Consider the following 19,744-nt stretch of genomic DNA (forward strand, 5'->3'; position numbering starts at 1 on the left):
TTCATGAACGAGACATGTGATGTAGTAGTCGCCGGAGCCGGGCCGGTAGGGCTGATGCTGGCCTGCGAATTGCGGCTCGCGGGGGTCGATGTGCTGGTCATCGAGCGGCTCGAGGAGATCGATCCGACGATGAAGGCCGCGGGGATCAATGTGCCGACGGCGCAGGCGCTGTACCGGCGCGGGCTGCTGCCGCATCTGCTCGCCGATCAGGAGCGGGCGCGCGCGAAGATGGGCTTGTTCGTGCGGGACAGCACCCGGTCCGCGACCGAGCCGGTGAGGCTGCGGTTCGCCGGGCATTTCGCGGGCATCATGCTCGACATCGGTGCCGTCGACTTCGACCGTCCCGAGTTCGCCGACCTCGGCCCGGCCGGTGAGGTGTTCTTCGTCCCGCAGCAGGACATCGAGGCCATCCTCGGGCGGCGCGCCGCCGAGCTGGGTGTCACCGTGCTACGCGGCGTCGAGCTGACCGATTTCAGTGACGAGGGCGACGGCGTCGCGATCCGGCTCGGCGACACCACGATTCGGGCCGGCTGGCTGGTCGGTTGCGACGGCGGGCGCAGCATCGTACGCAAGCTGTCCGGCTTCGAGTTCCCCGGACTGGACCCGGAGGTGACCGGCCATCAAGCCCTTGTCGAAATGACCGGAGCCGAAGCGCTCGTCCCCGGTTGGACGACGACCGACACCGGCATGTACGTCTACAACCCGACGTTGGGCCGCATCCTCACCGTGGAGCTGGACGGCCCACCCGCCGACCGCGATGCCCCGATCACCGCCGCCGGGCTCCAAGCGAGTCTGCGTGCGGTGTCCGGGGTTCCGGTGCAGATCACCGCCGTGCACTCGGCCACCCGGTTCACCGACAACACCCGGCAGGTCACCGAGTACCGCCGGGGCCGGGTGTTGCTGGCCGGCGATGCGGCACACGTGCATTCGCCGTTCGGCGGGCAGGGCTTGAACCTCGGCGTCGGCGACGCGGTGAACCTCGGCTGGAAACTTGCCGCGGTGGTGCAGGGGCGCGCGCAGGCCGAGCTGCTCGACACCTACACCACCGAGCGGCACCCGATCGGCGCCTGGGTGCTCGATTGGACCCGGGCGCAGGTCGCTCTCATGCGAACCGACAAGCGCAGCAGGGAACTTCGCGCGGTGATGACCGAGCTGCTCGCCACCCGCGAGGCCGCGACCATGGTGTTCCAGAAGATCTCCGGCGTGCTGCACCGCTACGACCTCGGCGGTGGCCATGACCGGGTCGGCGCTGCGGTGCCGGACTTCGAGTTGTCGGATGGGACCAGGGTCGGCGAGCACTTCGCCGAAGGCGGGGCGGTGCTGTTCGACCTGGCCGACTCGGCGGAACTGCGCACGGCGGCGGCGCCCTGGGCAGATCGGGTCCGGGTCGTCACCGCCAAGACCGTTCGACCGGTCGAGGTGACGGCGATGCTGGCTCGGCCCGACGGGTTCGTGGCGTGGGCCGCGGACGCCGGTGCCCGGGCTGGGCTGGAGACGGCGTTGGCCCGCTGGTTCGGCCCTGCGGCGTAGTGGGGGTAGGTCGGAAACGGTTGTCCTCGGCGAATTTCCGGCCTACCGCCGTGCGCTCGCTCAGGCCAATTCCAGGTGCGGGCCGATATGGATCGCGCGATAGACCTGATTGCGCAGCGCGTTGGCCTCCGCGTCGGTGAGCGTGCGGGTGAGGGGCCGGAGGATCAGCCGCACAACGGCATTCGTCTGACCCGGGATGATTCCGAGCCGTTCCCTTGCCTTTTCGGACAACTCCGCCCACGGCGTCCGGGCCGAGACGAGCACCGACTCGATGTCGTCGACCCGATCGTGCAGCACCTTTCGCACGGTGTCCCCGAGGGTTTCGTCGTCGGTGTCGTCGGCGATCACCACCGACAGGTCGCGGCGGATCGGCGGCAGCGTGGAGACCGGCCGCCACGGCGACAGGTCGTGCAGCTGCTCGGCGATCCGCGGGTTCGCCGAGCGCAGGTAGCGAATGTCGGGAATTCCCTTGCGCAACATCAGGGCTCGATCCAGCCCCAGGCCGAGCGCGGTGCCGGACCAGCGCGCGGGATCGAGTCCGGCGCCCGCGAGGACGTGGTCGGCGATGAGCCCGCACTCGGCGAGTTCGAGCCAGTCGTCGCCGAGGCGCACGTCTACCTGCCGGCCGAGGGCGGTGTAGGGGTGCCGGGCCGGTGTCGTGCGCCATTCGGCGCCGGGCAGCACGGCTTCCACCAGGTGGGCGACCAGGTCCCGGACGTCGGCGTCGCCGGTGTCCGGGCGCGAGCGCAGCCGCCACAGGTCGACCTGATGCGGTTCGCCGACATGGACGCGGTCGACCACGTCCCTGCGGTAGACCAGGCCCGGCACCACGATCAGGTCATCGATCCGCGCCGTCGAGCCCGCGTAACCCCGCAGCGTCTCCGGGATATCGGCCGACGTGTGGCTCCGCAGCATCGTGGTGGGGCTGACGTACCGGGTGTAGCGGGCATCCCGGGTCACGTCCGCCGGGTCGTAGCCCAGCTTGTCGTAGTTGTCGGCGACCGCGACGAGCGGCGAGTTGCGCACCACCCGCACGTTCGACCCCCATGCGCGGACCAGCGCGTCGACGGTCTCGTTCAGCAGGGTCTGCATGGCGTGCGCGCCCTGCGCGGCATCGCTGAGATCGCGCACGGTCAGCGCGCGCGACAGATCCACCGGAGTGAGATAGGTAGGCATGTGAATTCCTTTGGTAGTCGGCCGGATTCGGTGAAACCCCCGAACCGACGACTGCCACCGGAACTACGCGAGCGGACGCACGCGACAGGCCCCGCGGCCGACTGACGGCCCGGGGCGCAGAAATCGCGTGCACCAGTTCATGAGTCGAGCTTAAGGGATCACCGGCCCGATCGACCAGTCCGATCTGATTTATTTGAATGATCGGTCCAGATAACGTAGCCTCGCCGGGGTGGGTAGAACGAAGGAATTCGATCCGGACGTCGCGCTGCGGACGGCGATGGAGTTGTTCTGGCGGCAGGGCTACGCGGCCACGTCCATGCAGGACCTGGTCGAGCACCTGAAGCTGGGCCGCGGCAGCATCTACGGCGCGTTCGGCGGCAAGCGCGAGCTCTATCTCCAGGCGGTCGAACGCTACGTGGACGACACCAGGGCGGACCTGCTCGCGCGGCTGTCCGGGCCGGGCTCCGCGCTCGACGCGGTCCGCGCCATGGTCCGCTGGTACGCCGAGGGCTCGCTCGCCGACGAGCAGCGAAAAGGCTGCCTGATGACCAATACCGCGGTCGAACTCCCCGCCGACGAGGGCGCGCGCCGACTGGTGACCTCCAGTCTGGAAACCATGGAGACGGTGCTCACGAGCGCACTGCTGCGGGCTCGCGCCGAGGGGGAGTTGCCGGTGGACCGAGATCCGGTCGTGCTCGCCAGGTTCTTCGTGACACTGCTGCAAGGGGTTCGCGTAGTCGGCAAGACGCCCCTTCGGCAACGCTTCCTCGACGACACCGTCGAACAGGCGCTGGCCTTGCTCGGCTGACCTTCGTTTCGCGCCATACCGCCCGTTCGGGCCGCGTCCATCGCCGGTTCGGGTATCGCCATGTCCATTTTCTGGATCGATCGTTAAAGAAAAAGGTAACTCTGTGACACGCACCGTCCCCACCGATGCCGAGCTGGCCACCTCCCTGGCCGGCGATTTCACCAGCGACTACGCCGAGGTCAACGGCGTCCGGCTGCACCATGTCACCGGCGGCGCGGGGGAGCCGCTGATCCTGCTCGGCGGCTGGCCGCAGACCTGGTGGCAATTCCGGAAAATCCTGCCGCAGTTGGCACTTCATTATCGGGTGACCGCGGTCGACCTGCGTGGCATGGGTGGCTCGGCCAAGCCCGAGTCGGGCTACGACAAGAAGACCATGGCCCGCGATATCCACGAACTGATCCGGCATCTGGGTCACCGGTCCGCGTTCGTGGCCGGGCACGACATCGGCGCGTCGCTCGGCTATCACCTCGCCGCCAACTTTCCCGAGTCGGTGCGGCGGCTGGTCACCATCGACCTGGGTGTCCCCGACGCGGCCTGGCAGGCGATTCCTATGTTGCCCGGCAGTGATGAACAGGTGAAGGCGCTCGAGCACGGGCGCGGCGGCTATCCCTGGTGGTTCGCCTTGAACCAGCTGCACGGATTGCCCGAACAGCTGCTGGCCGACCGCTTTCGGCTGGTGATCGATTGGCTCTATGGACACATGCTGCTCGATCAGTCGTCGGTCGAGGAGGAAGCGCGGCGGATCTACGCGCAGGCCTACGATGCGCCGGAGGCGATCCGTGCGGGCAACGGCTGGTATCAGACGATGCGCCAGGACATCGCCGATCTCGCCACCTACGATCCGGTGACCCTGCCCATCCTGACCCTGGCCGGGGAGGAGTCGTATCCCGCTCTGCGCGAACAGATGTCGGCGGACAAGGGCACCGACATCCGGGTCGTCGAGGTCAAGGGCAGCGGCCACTACATCCCCGAAGAGCAGCCGGAACGGGTGGTGCGTGAACTGACCGCCTTCTTCGGCTAGGTCGCGGCACGCTCGGGTAGGTAGGCGGCGGCCTGGAGGCCGTACAGCTGGGCGTAGGCGCCCTCGGCGAGCATGAGTTCGGTGTGGGTGCCCGCCTCCACCACACGGCCGTGGTCGAGCACGACGATCCTGTCGGCATGCCGGATGTTGGCCAGCCGGTGGGTGATCAGGATCGTGGTCCGGTTTCCCGCGGCCTCGCCGTTGCCGCGGCTCAGGTGCTGCAGGGACCGGAATACCTGATGCTCGGCCTTGGCGTCCATGGCCGCGGTGGGCTCGTCGGCGACCAGGATGGGGGCGTCGCGGTAGAGGCCGCGGGCCACGCTGATCCGCTGCCACTGGCCGCCGGACAGGTCCTGCCCCTCGGCGAAGCGCCGGGACAGCACGGTCCGCTCGCCGCGGGGGAGCTCGGCGATGACCGCGTCCGCGCCGGATTCCTTTGCCGCACGGGCGATCGCGTCACCCGCGGGGTCGGTCCGGTCGATCCGGCCGATGCGGATGTTGTCGCGGGCGGTCATCGGCCAGCGGGCGGGATCCTGCATGACCATCGCGATCCGGCGGTAGATGGACTGTTCGTCGACCGTGGCCAGATCCACACCGTCCCAACGCACTTGACCGCTGGTCGGCAGGTACAGGCCGGTGATCAGCTTGGCCAGGGTGCTCTTGCCCGAGCCGTTCTCGCCGACCAGCGCGACGATCTCGCCGCGGCCGATGGTCAGGTTCACCGCGCGCACGGCGGGCTCGTCCTGGCCGGGATAGGTGAACGACACCGAATCCAGGGTGATTTCGCGCGGATCGGCCGGCGCGGTCGCGGTCGCGGGCGGCCGGGTGCGGCGCTCGGTCTGCTCCAGCAGATCGGCGTAGAACCCGAGGTAGAGGATGTTCTCGTAGAGGCTGTTGATTCCGATCATGGTCTGCGACACCGCGGCCGCGGTCATCCGCATCGCCACCACCGCGGTGCCCGCCAGCGCCAGTGGCAGCGAGTCCAGATAGAGCAGCAGGCCGAGCACGCCGTAGGCCAGGCCGGTGCCTGCCCCCGCGGCGGTGCGTCCGGCCAATCGCACCCGCGCCCTGGTCAATTCGACCCGGCTGGTCTCGTCGGTGAGCTGACCGCTGATCCGCCGGTACTCGGCGAGCAATGCCGGCCCGGCGGTGCACGAGCGCAACTCCGCCGCGGTGTCCCGGCCGGACAGCAGCTCGCTGGCGATCGCGGTCCGCAGATTACGGGTCACCATCCGGACATAGGACTGATAGGACAGTTTCGCCGCCCGCGCCGAGGCCCACATCTCCGGCAGCACGGCCAGCAGGACCAGCGGCGCGAGCAACGGGTGCAGCACCGCCGTCGTGGTCACCGCGGCGATCACGTGGATCAGCGCCCCGGAAATGCCGACGATGGCCTGCACGCACCGATCGATGCTGCCCATGCCGCGCTGTAGGCCCTGGCGGACCAGGTCGGCGTAGTGACTGTCCTCGAAGGCGACCAGTTCGACCCGCGCGATGGCGGTGTGCGCCTTATCCCTGGCGATCCGCTCGGCTCTGGGTTTCAACAGGGCTTCCGCTGTGGCGGTGGCGCTTTCGATCAGGGCGCGCGCCGCGAGCGCAGCCGCGACCAGCCCGATCGACGGCAGGGCCGCCACCACTCGCTGCGGTGTCGGCCCCTGCGCGAGCAATCCGCCCAGCACGTCGGCGGTGGCCAGCAGGCCGAAGGCGGTCGCGCAGCCGCCCGCCACCGCGAGCAGCACGGTGCCGACGGTCAACCGCGCGGAGGCCTGCCAGGCCAGGCCGATCACCACGCGCGCGCCGGCGGGCAGCGCGAGCATTGTCCGCCACAGCCCGGCGGTGGCGACCTGCTGGTCCACCGTCATCCAGGTGGGCGTGGTCATTTCGTCCACGCCGACCAGCGGTTCGGCTGACGGCGTTCCGGGTTCGCCGAGTCGGCCGGACAACTATCGCACCCGCCGGCAGCCCGGCCCCTGGCTGGAACACGCGCTCCCGCAGGTGGCTTCGTGCGAATCCGGGTCCGTCTCCGTCGGTGGGTCGAGCGCCACCGGCGCCCGGGGCGGGCGGATCCGGATGTCCAGATCGAACGCGTCCGCTGTGCTGGTCATGCATCCCTCCTCGGTGACGAGAACTCCGATCAGGCTGGCACGACCGGCTTCCCGATCGGCAGGGGCCGCGACCGGGCGGAACCGGGAAACTTTCCCGGGCATCGAGGCCGGATCCCCCTGTCGCCGAGGCATCGTCGCGGAGCACCGTGGGAGACAGCCGACCGATACGAATCAGCGCACGTGCTGACCACGGAGTTCAAGTAGGTATCTCGAAAGGAATGACATGTCCGCTCCAGTAGATGATTTCGACCTCGATATCCGGATCAGCGAGCCGATCCGCATCCTCGCCCCGGTGATGGTCACCAAGACCACCGGTGGCGACTGGTGCGACGACTCGCACTGTCCCACCTGCGGTTCGGCCTGCGACACCGAGCATCCGCCCCGGTGCACCAAATACTGCTGATCGCTTGCGCGGGCCCGTCGGATCGGGTCCGCGCATCAGAGTTTCGGAGGACCCGCAGGTCACCGAATAGTCCGAGCTCAGTGAAAGGATGGTCAACGGTGAACGCGGACCGTGCGTCGACCGTGGTCGATGAGATCCATGCCGCCGACCGGGGCTGGCGGCGGATGCTGCCGGGAGGGCTTGCCGAGCGGGCGCTCGCCGTCGCCATCGACGTCGGGCAGCGGCTGTGCGACCCCGCGGCGATCGCCCGGCAGATGCCGGATCCGCCCCGCAGTACCGGACGTGCCGTGTTGTTCGGCCAGCTGGATCAGCTTATGCCGGAACGTGGTTGGGCAGAACTGTCGCACGACTGCCTCGCGGACGCCGTGCATACCGTCCGGCAGGCCGAGCCCGGATTTCTCGGCCTGTTCGGTGGCCTGTGCGAGGTGGCGTTCGCGGCCGACACCGTGTCCAGGGCGGGAACCAGGTACCGCCGTCTGCTCGACAGCCTGGACGGTCCGCTCGCCGTGTCGTCGACCGCGCTGGGCGAGCTGCTCACGGCGCACCCGGCGGGTCAGCCGTTCAGGTCGTTCGACGTCATCTCGGGCGGTGCGGGCGTGGGCGCATACCTGCTGTGCCGCAGGGGCGACGAGCGCACCGACGCCGCACTGCGCGCGATACTGACCGGACTGGTGGCGATCTGCGACGAGCGCGCCGGCCTGCCGAACTGGCACACCCCGGCCGCCGCCATGGTCCAGGACACCCCGCTGGCCCGGTCGTTTCCGGACGGCGTGTTCAATTGCGGCCTGGCGCACGGGATTCCCGGCCCACTGGCGTTGCTGGCGCTGGCCGAGAGTGCGGATATCTCGGTGCCGGGCCAACCAGACGCGATCGAACGCGTGGCGAGCTGGTTGCTCGCCCACCGGGCCGATGACGAATGGGGACCCAACTGGCCGACGGCGGTTTCGCTGCCGGATCCGGCCGGGGCCGCACCGCCGAGCTACGGTCCGACCCACAACGCCTGGTGCTACGGCAGTCCCGGGGTGGCCAGAAGCCTGTGGTTCGCTGGAACGGCATTGCGGGACAATGCGTTACGCACGCTCGCGGTGGACACGATGACCGCCGTCTACGCCAGGCCGCCGCATGCGCGGCGCAGCGACCATTCGCCCGGCCTGTGCCATGGCGTGGCCGGGCTGCTGCAGATCACCCTGCGATTTGCCCAGGACACCGGCGACGCCGCGTTCGTCCGCGCCGCCGCGGAGCTGACCACTCGATTGCTTTCCATGTTCCGGCCGGAGAACCCCTTCGGTTACGTCGCGCTCGCCGAGGGCGGCGCGACGGCGAACGATCCAGGCCTGCTCGACGGCGCCGCCGGAATCGCTCTCGCGCTACTCGGCGCCGCCACCGACATCCCACCGAATTGGGACCGAACGCTGTTGCTGGCCTGAGGATTTGAGATCACCATGACCGGTTCGAAGATCTACCGTCCGCTCGACTGGCTGATGGTCCGCGCGCCACTGCTGCCCATCGAGGAGTATCTGGCGTTGGCCGACGCGTCGCCGGGTCGAGCGCGGCCCGCGGAGGACGGCGCCGGACCGCCGGAAACACTGCTGCCCGCCGACCCGCGGGTGCACCGGGCGCTGGCGGTGGGTGGCGGTGATCTGCTCCGCGCTTTGGAGCGGCCGAAAGGCGACGCCCGCGCCCGCAGCAGGTTATCCAGAAAGCTCCAGCGGTACCTCATCCGGATGTCGAGCAGGCCGACGCCGTTCGGTCTGTTCGCCGGGGTCGGACTGGCGAACTGGGGTGAGCGCACCGATCTCGCGCTGGCCGACGCACCGGCGATCGTGCGCACCAGACCGGACATGGGCTGGCTGCTCGACTTCGTCCGGCAGCTGGAGCAGCGCGCCGAAGTGCGTTCGCAGCTGCGGGTATTCGCGAACCCGGCCACCTTCGTCCAGGCTGATCGGGTGTTCCTGAGCGAACGCGCGGCGATCGGCGCGGATGCCCAAGCGGGCCAATCGGTTTCGCTCCGCGCCACGCCCGCGGTGCGGCGGGCGCTCGAGTGCGCCCGGTCGCCGCTGCCCTACGTGCGCCTGGTCGACGAGCTGCGTGCGGCCTTCGGCGTCGACGCGGATAAGGCGGCACGGCTGGTGGACCAGCTGTGCGAACAGACGCTGCTGCTCACCGACCTCCGCCCGCCGCTCACCGCCGCGGAACCCGCCGGATACGTGGCCCGCCGTCTCGCCGAAATCCCGGCCGCCGCGGACGATTCGGCCGCCCTCGGCGATCTCCTCGAACAACTCGACGCCTGGGATCGGCTCGACCACGACCAGGCCGCCGCCGGATATCCGAAGCTGGTTGCCCAGGCGCGGTCGGTGCACTCCGCGCCGACGCCGAAGGGGCCGTTCCAGACGGATATGGCCACGCCGTTGGCGGGGAGCCTGGTCAACCACGCCGTCGCGGACGAGGCCGCCCGCGCCGCCGAACTCCTACTGCGGCTCAGCAATTGGCCGACCGGCATGTCCCACCTGGACAAGTACCGTGAGTCCTTCATCGAGCGTTACGGCGCTGAACGCGAGGTCGGTCTGCTGGAACTGATCGATCCGGAGATCGGACTCGGCGCCCCGGGCCGTGCGGACCGCGCCGAACCGGAGGACGCCGCCCGGCAATTGCGGCTGCGCACACTCACCGAGCTGGCCCTCGACGCGATCAGGGATCGACGGCAGGTGGTCGAGCTGGACGCGGCGACCGTCGCCAAGCTCGAACTACAGCCTCTTGATCCAGCCAAAGTGCCGCCGTCCCTCGATATTTCGCTGTTCGTGGTGGCCGAGTCCGCGGCCGCGGTGGACGCGAGCGACTTCCAGGTCGTGGTCGGACCCAACATGGGCGCCGCGGCGGCAGGCCGGGTGCTCGGCCGCTTCGCCGATCTGATCGGACCGCGGGCCGAGGCCGCGCTGCGCGCCGCGGCCGGCGCGGAGGCGGCGAGCCGGCCCGGCCGGCTGTGGGCCGAGGTCAGCTACTACCCGCTGCCGGGCCGCCTGGCGAACGTCGCGATCCGGCCGGCCGTGCGGGAGTGGGAGCTGGCGTCGGACACCACGCCCGGTGTGCCGCCCGATCGGGTGGTCCCGCTCTCCGAACTGATGGTCGGGGTGCACGACGGCCGGTTCGTGGTGCGCTGGCCGCAGGTCGACCAGGAGGTCGTGGCCTGCGCCGGGCACATGCTCAACGCCGAGGTCGCGCCCGCCGTGCTGCGGTTCCTGGACGAGATCAGCCGGGCGGGCAAACCGGTTGCGGCGCCGTTCCATTGGGGTGCGGTGGCCGGATTCCCGTTCCTGCCGAGGGTTCAGATGGGGCGGATCGTGCTGGCTCCGGCCAGATGGCGGCTCACCATCGATGAGCCGACCGCGAAATCGGCGGCCGCGTTCACGGAGTTCTTCGACCGGTGGCGGGAGCGGTGGCAGCCGCCGCGCTACGTCTACCTGGCGCTGTCGGACCATCGCCTGCTCCTCGACCTCGACTCGCCCGCCCAGGTCGAGCAGATCCGCACCGAAGGGCGCGGCGTCCAGGAGATCTACCTGCACGAAGCGCTGCCCGCGCCGGATCAGGCGTGGTTGCCCGGCCCCGACGGGCATTACATCAGCGAGGTCGTGGTGCCGGTGGTGCTGGCCGCACACGAAACCCGGGACACCGCAGCCGTTCCGGTGCGGGCGGCCCGCACATCCGTGCCGCCGGTCGCCGATCGGGTACATCCGCCGGGTAGCGACTGGCTGTTCGCCAAGCTCTATCACGTGCCCACCTTCGAAGAGGACCTGCTGGCCGAGCAGATCCGCACGTTCTGCGCGCAGACCGTGGCCGACGGAACGGCGCGGAGCTGGTTCTTCATCCGCTACACCGATCCGGATCCGCACCTGCGGATCCGCTGGCACGGCGATCCCGACGTCTTGGCCGACCGGCTGGCGCCCGCGCTGCTGCGGTGGGCAGCCGCGTTGGTGGACAAGGGGTTCTGCCGCCGCGTGTGCCTGGACACCTATGACCAAGAGGTCGAGCGTTACGGCGGCGCGGCCGGTACCGCGGTGGCCGAGGAGCTGTTCGCCGCCGACAGCGTCGCCGTGGTGGAGCTGGTCGAGCTGATCGAGCAGCGGCGGGTGGAGCTGGACCGGACCCTGCTCGGGGTGTACACGGTGCACGACCTGCTGACCGCGTTCGGCCTCGACGACCGTGAGCGCGACACGCTGTACCGGCACAGCGTGCTCGACCGGCGGGCCACCGCCAAGGAGTACCGCGGTCAGCAGGACGTGCTCAGGGCACTGCTCGGCGATCCGGACTGGCTGGGCGGGCAACCGGGCGGCGACGCGATCGCGGAAGTCCTCGCGCGCCGCCGAATTCGCGTGCAGGAGGCCGCAGCCCGGCTCGAGGCACTCGACGCCCGCGGCGAGTTGCGTCGAACCCGGCTCGAACTCGCCCGTAGCTTCGTGCACATGCACTGCAACCGGCTGCTCGGCTGCGGCCATCCCCCGGAACAGCAGGTGCTGGGCCTGCTGCTGCGCGCGGGTGAGAGCCTGCGGCACGCGCCGATCGGCTAGCTCCCGGCCCCCATGGCCAGGCGCTGAGCGACGTCGGGGAGCCGGCCGACCATGGCGATGGTGAACTCGGCGAGCAGATCGATGAGGCCGTCACGGTCGACGTCCAGCCCGCCGTCGAGCCAGACCAGGACGAGTTCCGCGGCGCCGCCGGTGATCAGCTGCGAGGTCGCGGTGACCGCGGTGTCGTGCCCGGCGGGCAGGTCGAGCACCAGGCGGGTCTGTTCGGTGATGACGTCGGCGACCCGGCGCATGCCGTCGAAGCGGCTGCGCATCAGCGGTTCGCTGCCGGAGGCCTGCGCGAAGACCACCTTGGCCCGGCGCGGATCGTCGGTGAGTTCGGTGATGAGGGCGGCGACGCCGGCCCGGATCTTGTCCGACGGCGCGCCGCCGGTGCCCGCGACGGCCGCGCGCGCGGTGCCGAGGGCGGACTCCTGGATCTCCAGGAGCAGTTCGGCGGCGAGGGTGTCCAGATCGGGGAACGCCTCGTAGAAGAAGCGCGGTCCGACCCGGGCCTGCTCGCAGAGCCCGCGCACGGTCAACGCGGACAGGCCCTGGGTGCCGACGATATCGAGGGCGGTGTCCAGCAGTCGCCTGCGTCGATCTTCCCGGCGTTCGGCGGTCGAGGTGCCGCGGTAGGTGCCGCTGAATGCTCGGGTCACCCGGCCAGTCTGGCAGAGGAGAAGTCGGGAAACAACTGTTTACGGAAACCCATGTTTCCTCTATCGTCTGAGGGGCCGCAGCGTTGCGAAGGGACGGCCGTCATGAGTCTTCTGATTACCCCGAAAGTCGCCGATGTCCAGGGCGACGTCCGGCGCTTGCGGGCTCGGGTCGCCAAACACGCGCAAACGCTGGGCGCCCGCGTCGCCGGCCGATTCCCGTCGGTCGAGCGGCCGCTGGCGGATCCGCCGCCGGGCAGCGGTTTACGGCCTGTGCCGGGCGACTTCGGCGCTCCGGGAATCGGTTACACCTTGCACGCGCTGACCGATCCGATAGAGCTGGTGCGCCATCGAGCCGAGCGCTACGGCCCGGTGAACTGGATGGGCATTCTCGGCCGCCGCACGGTCGGCGTCACCAGCCCCGCGGCCATCGAGGTGGTGCTGATGGACCGGGACAAGGTGTTCTCGGCGCAGCGCGGCTGGGAGTTCTTGATCGGCCCGTTCTTTCGCGGCGGGCTGCTGCTGCGGGACTTCGACGAGCATCTGTTCCATCGCCGGATCATGCAGCAGGCGTTCACCCGGCCCCGGCTCATCGGCTACCTCGACCTGACCACCCCGCGCATCCGCCGCGGCATCGACGGCTGGCGGCCCGGCCCGCACTTCCCGCTGTACGACGCGATCAAGCAGATCATGCTCGCGCAGGCCACCGAGGTCTTCGCCGGGGCCGAGCTCGGCCCGGAAAGCGTGGTGGTGGAGCGGGCCTTCGAGGACGCGGTGCACGGCGGGGCCGCGCTCATCCGCACCAATGTGCCCGGCGGGGTGTGGTCGCGCGGCATGCGCGGGCGGCGCATCCTCAGCGAGTACTTCCGGCGCGAGCTGCCCGCCAAGCGGGCGGGGGCGGGGACCGATCTGTTCAGCGTGCTGTGCCACGCCGAAACCGATGAGGGGCATGCCTTTTCGGATCAGGAGGTGATCGAGCACATGATCTTCGTGATGATGGCCGCGCACGACACCAGCACCATCGCCGCGTCCATGCTCGCCTACGAACTCGCCCGTCATCCGGAATGGCAGGACCGGCTGCGCGCCGAATCGCGCGCGCTGGGCAAGCCGACGCTCGACTACGCCGACCTCGATCGGCTACCCGGCCTCGATCTGGCGTTCAAGGAGGCGCTGCGCATGTATTCACCGGTGGCGCAGCAGATTCGCGAAACCATCCGGGACACCGACATTCTCGGTCACTACGTGCCGAAGGGCACGCTGGTGATGGTCGGCGGATACCCGATGATGCGCACCGAGGACTACTGGCCCGACCCGGATGTGTTCGACCCGGAACGCTTCGGCGCCGACCGGCGCGAGGACAAGTCGCACCGCCTGGCCTGGTCGCCGTTCGGCGGCGGTGCGCACAAATGCATCGGCCTCTATTTCGGCGGCATGACTGTCAAAGCCGTTCTGCACCAGATGTTGTGGCAATACAGGTGGTCCGTGCGGCCGGGTTACCAGGTGCCGCTGGTCGCGGGCACCGGCCCGATGCCGGCCGACGGATTGCCCGTCCACCTGGAGCGACTGCCGTCATGAAGATCGACGCCGATCGCGCCCGCTGCGCAGGCCACGGCATGTGTGAGGCCTTGGCGCCCAACCTGTTCCGGGTCGGCGACGACGGCATCGTCGTCCCGGTCGCCGACGCGATCGCCGACACCGACCGCGACCTCATCCGGCTCGCCGTCGACAGCTGCCCGGTCGAGGCGCTGCGGCTGACCTAGCAGCGCGCCCGCGCATGCGTGATGCGGCCGTGCGTGATCGGCAAGCGCTGCGCTGCTTGGCATTCGGTACGCGGGAAGCGGCCTTCGGCGCCGTGCGGTGGAAAGTGGCACAGGCGAGGTGATCTCGCAGGGCGATATTGGGGGTAGATCAAGAGTTTGGAACCTCGGCGGCGAGGCATTACCTGTCCGAATACGACAGGCTCGGCAAGGAGGTTCAGGTGTCGTCTGGAGTGTTGATCATCGTGATCGTTCTGGTCGTTGTCGCGGCGGTGGTCGTCGCGGCAGCGGTGTGGCCCATGGTGCGCAGGCAGCGGCTGCGCAGCAAGTTCGGCCCCGAATACGACCGGACGGTCGAGGAACACGACGACCGCCGGGCGGCCGAGCGTGAACTGGCCGAGCGCGAAAAGCGCCACGCCGAACTGGAGTTGCGCACGCTGACGCCGGAGCAGAAGCAGCTCTACACCGCGCAGTGGGTCGAGGTGCAGGAGCGGTTCATCGACGATCCGGCCGAGGCGCTGCAGGCTGCCGATCGGCTGCTGACCACGGTGATGGGCGAACGCGGTTATCCCACCGAGAATTTCGATCAGCAGGTCGCCGACCTGTCGGTGGAGCATGCGGAGGCACTCGGTCACTATCGCGCCGCGCACGACATCGCGACCAGGGCGACCGGTGCCGAGGTGTCCACCGAGGATCGTCGCACCGCCGTCGTGCACTACCGGGAACTGTTCCAAGACTTGCTGAATGGCGCGTCCGACAAGCACGCCGCTGACCAGAATTCCGAGCACGACAAGAAAGCACTGTCATGAGCACCGAATACGACCGCACCGTGCATTCCGGCAAGTCGAGCGACGACGCCCCGCTGAGTGAAGAGGAGGCGCGGTCGTCCTGGCACGAGGACGAGCACGCCAGGGCGACAAGCGGATCGAAGACCGGGGTCGCGGACGAGAATTCCGGCACTGCGGCCGAGCGGGCGAGCACGTCCGACGTGGGGGTCGAACCGGAGCACGTGCGCACGACGGAGTACGACGCGGAGTCCGACCGGGCGACCACGGCGAACGCCGGCGCGGGTGCGGCGCCCACGGCCGACTACGAGGCGCAGCCCGCCGAGACGACCGGCGCCGACTACGACTACGACGCGCGACCGACCGCCGAGGATCATGTGGCAGGCACCGAAGCGGATCAGGTCACGCCCGCCACCGAAGCTGATCAGGTCTCGCCCGAGACGACGGACACGGCCGCGGAGCAGGTCACCCCTGCGGGCGATAGCGCTGAGCAGCAGCATGTTTCGCTCGACGAGGTGGAAACCCCGCTGTTCGCCGATGCCGACCTGGATCGGCTGCGCAGTCAGTGGCGCGAGGTGCAGGGCGCCTTCGTCGACAGCCCGCGCGACGCGGTCACCCAGGCCGACAAGATCGTCTCGGATGTCATCTATCAGCTGACCACCGTCTACGCCGAACGCAAGCGGGTGCTCGAGGAGCGCAGCGCCGGGTTGCAGGAAGCCGATACCGAAGATCTCCGTCAGGCGCTGCGTGGCTATCGGGGCTTCTTCCGCAGGCTGCTGTCGATCGAGTCGTAAGCGTTTCCACGGAAAGCGTTGCCCATGAACTTGTTTCGATTGCCGACCGAGCGGATCGATCGGCTCGCCGACTGGGTTGCCGAGCAGGTGAACTCTCGCGTCCCCGCGGCCGATCCGGCCGACCGGGATCCCGAATTCATCATCGACAGGGTGGGTCCGGGCTGGATGTTCGCGCGGCTATATTTCCGGGCCGAGGTCCGGGGGCTGGAGCGGATACCGGACGAGGGCCCGGTCCTGTTGGTAGGCAATCATTCCGGGGGCAACGTCTCGCCCGAGGTGCTGGTGGCCACGCTGGCCTTCGTGCGCCGGTTCGGCCCGCACCGCCCGTTCTTTCAGCTGGCGCACGACATGGTGATGGCCTACCCGGTCATCGGCACCCTGTTGCGCCGCTTCGGCACGGTCGGTGCGGACCCGGACAGCGCCCGGCAGGTGCTGCGCGACGGCGCGGTGGTGCTCGTCTATCCCGGCGGCGATTGGGAAGTGCACCGTCCCAGCTGGAAAGAGGACGAGATCGACTTCGCCGGCCGAACCGGCTTCCTCCGCTTGGCCTGGGAGGAAAACGTGCCCATCGTGCCGATGGTCAACATGGGCGCCCAGCAGACCGCGCTGATGCTGACCCGCGGGGACCGGCTGGCCCAGCTGCTGCGGCTGGATCAGATGTTGCGGCTCAAGGTGTTTCCGATCTCGCTGGCCCTGCCGTGGGGACTCAATGTCGGCGACCTCGCGGGGCACATCCCGTTGCCGAGCAAGGTCACCGTCGAGTTCCTAGACCCGATCGATCTGCGCGCCGAGCTGGGGCCGGAGCTGGATCTGGACGCCGCCTACGAGCACGTCACCGGCGTCATGCAGGAGGCGCTGAGCGGTCTCGCGGAGGAACGCGGATTGCCGATCGTCGGCTGATATCGATTGAGCCGCAGTCGATTCAGCTGGTGCCCGGCAGCGCCTGCGCGACGAACATGTAGCTCTTCTCCTCGACCCGCCGCGCGATCCGCCACTGCCCGTCGACGCGCTCGAACGTGTCCAGATACCAAAGCCCGCACAGCATCAGGCTCGGCGGGCCGTCCCCGCCGGAGAGCAGCATCGGGTTGTGACACATGGTCCGGCCGGTGGCGGTGTCGCCGTCGACGGTGATCGACGAGTTGCTGATCAAGTGCTGGAACGCGGGAAAATTCGGCAGCATGGCGGCGAGGAACTTCTTCGTCGCTGCCACGTCGCCGGCCGCACCGCCCATCGCGGAGTAATCGATGTGCGCGTCTTCGGTGAAGATGTCGTCCAGCAGCTCCCACTGCCCGGTGTCGACCGCGTGGGAGTACCGGACCATGAGGTCCTGGATCTCCAGGCGGTCCGAAATCTCTTGCAGGGACAGCATGCTTGCCTCCGAAATGCGCCGATCGTCTTGGCGCTATGCCACCAGGCTCGGGCGCGGTAAGCAAGCGCCGGGCGCTCGGTGATGGCGGAGGCGTACGGGGTCAGGCCTTGTGCGGGAGGATGGTCAGTACAAGCGCGAGTCCGGCGGCGAGGCTGGCGAGCGCGAGGACCGTGGTGGTAGCAGACTGCGTCAGAGCTGCGATGCCGATCGAAAAGGCAAGGCACGTAGCGAATGCCAGTACCGCGGTCCCCGGCTCCACGCCGGCGATCCGGGTGGGTCGGTGATCCGTCGATGTCATACATCTCTCAATACCCATTCCGGCCCGTTACGAAACCGTGACTGTCGGATCGCCCGGACCCGCCCTGCGGCCAGAGCGGTGAATGCGCTGGTCGGCTACCTGCTAGCGCCGCTTGCCGGGACGGGCAAGTGGAGTACAGAAGTACTCGCGACCCGGGCGGCGCGGCGTCGAAGTATGGGGGGCGTGCGGAATACCGCGCAATCAATACCAAGAGCATGGAGTTCGCTCATGGCCGAAAGATTCACCCTGCCGCCTCCGGGATTTCTGCGTACCGAGATCACCGATCTCGGCCACGACATCGAGCCGAAATTCGCCGACGCGCGCGACTGGAGCGAGCTGCTCTCGCCGGTGCGGACCACGCCGGTGCATTCGCCGGAACGGGACCTCGGGGCGGCCGATGCCGCCGCCGCGGCCGCGCCCGAGATCGCCCTCGGTTTGCCGGGCATCGCCGATCTGCTCGACGGCAAACGCTACGAGATCATCAGCGTCGGTACCCGGTTCCTGGACCGGGACACCGAATATCCGGTGGTCGTCATCTACAACTATGCCGACGATATCGTCGTCGAGGTCCTGGTCGACGTGGCCACGCGAGCGCTCGTCGAGGTGCACACGACGCTGAACCAGCCCGCCGTGTCCGCGGCCGAGGAGGCCCGCGCCATCGAACTGGTGCGCCGCGACGGCAGGCTGAGCGAGCAGGGTATCGACGTCGGCACCGGTGCCGGGCTGATCGTCGAGGACGTGAATTTCCACAGCTCACGGTATGGACACCGGCTCGTCGATCTGCGCTTCGGGCCCGCGGATCGGCGGCTGCCCACGGCCTTCGCCATCGTGGATCTGAGCGCCGAGGACGTCGCCGAGGTCGGCCTGATCCCGGAGGCACGGTCATGAGTAGCTCAGGGACGGTCAGTTGGCCGCCGGAGGCCCCGGTCTGGAAGTTCTACTGGGAGGTGCTGGACGGCAAGAGCGAGGCCATCGCCTTCCGCGACGTCTTCTACAAGGGCGTCAAGGTGCTGCACCGCGCCAGCCTGCCGATGATCCGCGTGCAATACGACGGTGGGGCAGGCGGTCCGTACAAGGACGCGCTCAGCAGCGGCAACATGCAGCGACCCGTCGCGGTGTACGAGGGGACCAACCCGGCGTACCGCTTCCTCGTGGTGGAGAGCTACCACGTGATCGGCCGCTATCGCCTGCTCAACCGGTGGATCTTCCGCAGCGACGGCATCATCCTGCCGCAGCTCTACAGCGCGGGCTTGCAACACCCGGCCAATCATCGCCACCACACCTACTGGCGATTCGACTGGGACATCGACGGTCCGGCGAACAACCTCGCGCTGCAACACGCACTGACGAGCCAGGATTGGGGTTACGGGCCCGGCTGGATCCCGCGCACCAGCGAACTGTCCACGATCCACATCGGCGACAATCGCTGGGCGGTGCTCAAAAAGGGCACCGGGCGTGGGTTTCTCATCGACCGGGGACCGTTCGACGGGGCCAGCGACTGGTTCTCCCGGCTCGATGTCGCCGTCACCGCCTACCACGGTCCCGAGGATCTCGGTGGCGCGCTCGGCAACGCGAACGACGACGAGCTCTGGCGGCATGTCAACGGCGAGAACACCGATGGGGCCGACATCGTGATGTGGTACGTCGCGCACCTCGCCCACGAGGCGCACGACGGCGGCGACGAATGGCACGTGTGCGGGCCGATTCTGCGCCAGTTCGGTTACTGATCCGCGTGCGCGCCCCGGCCTGATGACCGGGGCGCGCACTCCGGAAACCGGATCGCCCCCGATGTGGCACTTACGATTTCAGGTGACCCGGTTCGCCTGAACGATCCAGATCGGCATCGCGATCCGCCCCTTGTCGTCGGTCTCGGCCTCGGGGTACTGCTCGACGAACTCGCGGGAAGGTTCGGTGCGCGCGAGAAGTTCGCCGGGGGCGAAATCGGTGATCGCCCAACCGCCGGCGGTCAGCGTGTCGCGAATATTGCGTTCCGGCACGGGAAGTGGGGAAGGCACCGGGCCGATCTTCTGGTCGGAGAAGCACAGCATGTTCAGCCGCGCGCCAGGTTTCGTAGCGCGGTGCAGGGCGGTGACGTAACGCCCGCGGTCCGCCTCGGCGAGGCAGTGGTAGAGCGCGCTGTCCAGTACGGTGTCGAACCGCCCGGCGAAGCCGGTGAGGTCGGTGGCATCGGCGACGCGGAAATCGATGTCCACTTCCGCTGCTCGCCGCCGTGCCTGTTCGACAGCAGGTCTGGCGGCGTCGATCGCGGTCACCCGAAATCCTTTTCGCGCCAGGTAGATCGCATTGTCGCCGAGTCCGCACCCCACGTCGAGCACCGCGCCGGACAACCGTCCCGCACGGTCGAGCGCGACAACGGCAGGCTGGGGCTCACCGAGATCCCAGGGCACGGTAGCGGTCGTATACAGGTCATCGAAGTCGAGAATCATGATCCGAGCTTCACCTGGCTATCTGCCTCGCCG

At 69.0% G+C, this 19,744-nt stretch carries 20 protein-coding genes; 13 read left to right on the plus strand and 7 right to left on the minus strand.

The features are described from left to right. Positions 1-3: 3 nt before the first annotated feature. Positions 4-1,530 carry an FAD-dependent monooxygenase gene (locus ACFYO1_RS11300; protein ID WP_387229452.1) on the plus strand — a complete coding sequence of 509 codons (1,527 nt, stop codon included), beginning with the start codon at positions 4-6 and terminating at the stop codon, positions 1,528-1,530. Positions 1,531-1,590: 60 nt separating this feature from the next. Here ACFYO1_RS11300 and ACFYO1_RS11305 read toward each other — a convergent pair whose 3' ends face one another. Further along, positions 1,591-2,706, minus strand: coding sequence for a hypothetical protein (locus ACFYO1_RS11305; RefSeq protein ID WP_387229455.1), 1,116 nt, complete (start codon positions 2,704-2,706; stop codon positions 1,591-1,593). Between the two features lie 229 nt (positions 2,707-2,935). Between ACFYO1_RS11305 and ACFYO1_RS11310 the strand changes: the two genes are divergently transcribed. Together ACFYO1_RS11310 and ACFYO1_RS11315 are read left to right on the plus strand one after the other, a co-directional pair. Further along, a complete protein-coding gene (locus ACFYO1_RS11310; protein ID WP_387229458.1) occupies positions 2,936-3,514 on the plus strand; it encodes a TetR/AcrR family transcriptional regulator in 579 nt (192 codons plus the stop codon). A gap of 103 nt (positions 3,515-3,617) precedes the next feature. After that, a complete protein-coding gene (locus tag ACFYO1_RS11315) occupies positions 3,618-4,535 on the plus strand; it encodes an alpha/beta fold hydrolase (RefSeq protein ID WP_387229461.1) in 918 nt (305 codons plus the stop codon). Here the strand turns inward: ACFYO1_RS11315 and ACFYO1_RS11320 are convergent. Beyond that, entirely contained in the window at positions 4,532-6,478 is a 1,947-nt protein-coding gene (locus ACFYO1_RS11320; protein WP_387229463.1) for an ABC transporter ATP-binding protein, read from the minus strand. The genes ACFYO1_RS11315 and ACFYO1_RS11320 overlap by 4 nt on opposite strands. After that, positions 6,479-6,640, minus strand: a complete 162-nt coding sequence (locus ACFYO1_RS11325; RefSeq protein WP_387229465.1) for a hypothetical protein — start codon at positions 6,638-6,640, stop codon at positions 6,479-6,481. Between the two features lie 223 nt (positions 6,641-6,863). Here ACFYO1_RS11325 and ACFYO1_RS11330 point away from each other — a divergent pair, with 223 nt between their 5' ends. The 3 genes from ACFYO1_RS11330 to ACFYO1_RS11340 all read left to right on the plus strand — a co-directional run bounded on the left by ACFYO1_RS11330 (position 6,864) and on the right by ACFYO1_RS11340 (position 11,605). After that, the gene (locus tag ACFYO1_RS11330; RefSeq protein WP_378725818.1) at positions 6,864-7,043 is read left to right on the plus strand and encodes a hypothetical protein; all 180 of its coding nucleotides are present in this window, start codon (positions 6,864-6,866) and stop codon (positions 7,041-7,043) included. A gap of 98 nt (positions 7,044-7,141) precedes the next feature. Then, positions 7,142-8,470, plus strand: a complete 1,329-nt coding sequence (locus ACFYO1_RS11335) for a lanthionine synthetase C family protein (RefSeq protein ID WP_387229468.1) — start codon at positions 7,142-7,144, stop codon at positions 8,468-8,470. A 15-nt stretch (positions 8,471-8,485) separates the two neighbouring features. Continuing rightward, positions 8,486-11,605: a lantibiotic dehydratase gene (locus tag ACFYO1_RS11340; RefSeq protein WP_387229470.1), complete on the plus strand. Its 3,120-nt coding sequence runs from the start codon at positions 8,486-8,488 to the stop codon at positions 11,603-11,605. On the opposite strand, the gene ACFYO1_RS11345 is transcribed toward ACFYO1_RS11340, so the two are convergent. Then, positions 11,602-12,264 carry a TetR/AcrR family transcriptional regulator gene (locus ACFYO1_RS11345; RefSeq protein WP_387229471.1) on the minus strand — a complete coding sequence of 221 codons (663 nt, stop codon included), beginning with the start codon at positions 12,262-12,264 and terminating at the stop codon, positions 11,602-11,604. The genes ACFYO1_RS11340 and ACFYO1_RS11345 overlap by 4 nt on opposite strands. 102 nt (positions 12,265-12,366) lie before the next feature. Here ACFYO1_RS11345 and ACFYO1_RS11350 point away from each other — a divergent pair, with 102 nt between their 5' ends. The 5 genes from ACFYO1_RS11350 to ACFYO1_RS11370 all read left to right on the plus strand — a co-directional run bounded on the left by ACFYO1_RS11350 (position 12,367) and on the right by ACFYO1_RS11370 (position 16,497). Next, positions 12,367-13,836 carry a cytochrome P450 gene (locus ACFYO1_RS11350; RefSeq protein ID WP_387229474.1) on the plus strand — a complete coding sequence of 490 codons (1,470 nt, stop codon included), beginning with the start codon at positions 12,367-12,369 and terminating at the stop codon, positions 13,834-13,836. Then, positions 13,833-14,021: a ferredoxin gene (locus tag ACFYO1_RS11355; RefSeq protein ID WP_387229477.1), complete on the plus strand. Its 189-nt coding sequence runs from the start codon at positions 13,833-13,835 to the stop codon at positions 14,019-14,021. Before ACFYO1_RS11350 ends, ACFYO1_RS11355 begins: the two co-directional genes overlap by 4 nt. Before the next feature lie 218 nt (positions 14,022-14,239). Continuing rightward, positions 14,240-14,827, plus strand: a complete 588-nt coding sequence (locus ACFYO1_RS11360; protein ID WP_387229480.1) for a hypothetical protein — start codon at positions 14,240-14,242, stop codon at positions 14,825-14,827. Then, positions 14,824-15,597 (plus strand): hypothetical protein, encoded by a 774-nt coding sequence (locus tag ACFYO1_RS11365; RefSeq protein WP_387229483.1) that lies wholly within the window; start codon positions 14,824-14,826, stop codon positions 15,595-15,597. Before ACFYO1_RS11360 ends, ACFYO1_RS11365 begins: the two co-directional genes overlap by 4 nt. Positions 15,598-15,621: 24 nt before the next feature. After that, positions 15,622-16,497, plus strand: coding sequence for a lysophospholipid acyltransferase family protein (locus ACFYO1_RS11370; RefSeq protein ID WP_387229484.1), 876 nt, complete (start codon positions 15,622-15,624; stop codon positions 16,495-16,497). A 22-nt stretch (positions 16,498-16,519) separates the two neighbouring features. On the opposite strand, the gene ACFYO1_RS11375 is transcribed toward ACFYO1_RS11370, so the two are convergent. Then, the gene (locus tag ACFYO1_RS11375; protein WP_387229487.1) at positions 16,520-16,966 is read right to left on the minus strand and encodes a nuclear transport factor 2 family protein; all 447 of its coding nucleotides are present in this window, start codon (positions 16,964-16,966) and stop codon (positions 16,520-16,522) included. Between the two features lie 100 nt (positions 16,967-17,066). Then, positions 17,067-17,264 carry a hypothetical protein gene (locus ACFYO1_RS11380; protein WP_150404742.1) on the minus strand — a complete coding sequence of 66 codons (198 nt, stop codon included), beginning with the start codon at positions 17,262-17,264 and terminating at the stop codon, positions 17,067-17,069. Positions 17,265-17,492: 228 nt separating this feature from the next. Between ACFYO1_RS11380 and ACFYO1_RS11385 the strand changes: the two genes are divergently transcribed. Together ACFYO1_RS11385 and ACFYO1_RS11390 are read left to right on the plus strand one after the other, a co-directional pair. Beyond that, the gene (locus tag ACFYO1_RS11385; protein WP_387229491.1) at positions 17,493-18,152 is read left to right on the plus strand and encodes a hypothetical protein; all 660 of its coding nucleotides are present in this window, start codon (positions 17,493-17,495) and stop codon (positions 18,150-18,152) included. Continuing rightward, positions 18,149-18,991 carry a hypothetical protein gene (locus ACFYO1_RS11390; RefSeq protein ID WP_387229494.1) on the plus strand — a complete coding sequence of 281 codons (843 nt, stop codon included), beginning with the start codon at positions 18,149-18,151 and terminating at the stop codon, positions 18,989-18,991. The genes ACFYO1_RS11385 and ACFYO1_RS11390 overlap by 4 nt, the downstream gene beginning before the upstream one ends. 78 nt (positions 18,992-19,069) lie before the next feature. Here the strand turns inward: ACFYO1_RS11390 and ACFYO1_RS11395 are convergent, their stop codons facing one another. Then, on the minus strand, positions 19,070-19,711 hold the full coding sequence (locus ACFYO1_RS11395; protein ID WP_387229496.1) for a class I SAM-dependent methyltransferase: 642 nt from the start codon (positions 19,709-19,711) through the stop codon (positions 19,070-19,072). Positions 19,712-19,744 lie beyond the last annotated feature (33 nt).

Origin of the sequence: Nocardia sp. NPDC006044 (assembly GCF_042871115.1) — a bacterium.
In the GTDB taxonomy this organism is placed as follows: Bacteria; Actinomycetota; Actinomycetes; order Mycobacteriales; family Mycobacteriaceae; genus Nocardia.

Excerpts from the sequence above, each read along its gene's own strand:
- ACFYO1_RS11385 (WP_387229491.1), top strand. The coding sequence starts at position 17,493 with ATGGCCGAAAGATTCACCCTGCCGCCTCCGGGATTTCTGCGTACCGAG.
- ACFYO1_RS11395 (WP_387229496.1), bottom strand. The coding sequence starts at position 19,711 with ATGATTCTCGACTTCGATGACCTGTATACGACCGCTACCGTGCCCTGG.
- ACFYO1_RS11325 (WP_387229465.1), bottom strand. The coding sequence starts at position 6,640 with ATGACCAGCACAGCGGACGCGTTCGATCTGGACATCCGGATCCGCCCG.
- ACFYO1_RS11365 (WP_387229483.1), top strand. The coding sequence starts at position 14,824 with ATGAGCACCGAATACGACCGCACCGTGCATTCCGGCAAGTCGAGCGAC.
- ACFYO1_RS11380 (WP_150404742.1), bottom strand. The coding sequence starts at position 17,264 with ATGACATCGACGGATCACCGACCCACCCGGATCGCCGGCGTGGAGCCG.
- ACFYO1_RS11355 (WP_387229477.1), top strand. The coding sequence starts at position 13,833 with ATGAAGATCGACGCCGATCGCGCCCGCTGCGCAGGCCACGGCATGTGT.
- ACFYO1_RS11305 (WP_387229455.1), bottom strand. The coding sequence starts at position 2,706 with ATGCCTACCTATCTCACTCCGGTGGATCTGTCGCGCGCGCTGACCGTG.
- ACFYO1_RS11300 (WP_387229452.1), top strand. The coding sequence starts at position 4 with ATGAACGAGACATGTGATGTAGTAGTCGCCGGAGCCGGGCCGGTAGGG.
- ACFYO1_RS11350 (WP_387229474.1), top strand. The coding sequence starts at position 12,367 with ATGAGTCTTCTGATTACCCCGAAAGTCGCCGATGTCCAGGGCGACGTC.
- ACFYO1_RS11390 (WP_387229494.1), top strand. The coding sequence starts at position 18,149 with ATGAGTAGCTCAGGGACGGTCAGTTGGCCGCCGGAGGCCCCGGTCTGG.
- ACFYO1_RS11340 (WP_387229470.1), top strand. The coding sequence starts at position 8,486 with ATGACCGGTTCGAAGATCTACCGTCCGCTCGACTGGCTGATGGTCCGC.
- ACFYO1_RS11330 (WP_378725818.1), top strand. The coding sequence starts at position 6,864 with ATGTCCGCTCCAGTAGATGATTTCGACCTCGATATCCGGATCAGCGAG.
- ACFYO1_RS11370 (WP_387229484.1), top strand. The coding sequence starts at position 15,622 with ATGAACTTGTTTCGATTGCCGACCGAGCGGATCGATCGGCTCGCCGAC.
- ACFYO1_RS11375 (WP_387229487.1), bottom strand. The coding sequence starts at position 16,966 with ATGCTGTCCCTGCAAGAGATTTCGGACCGCCTGGAGATCCAGGACCTC.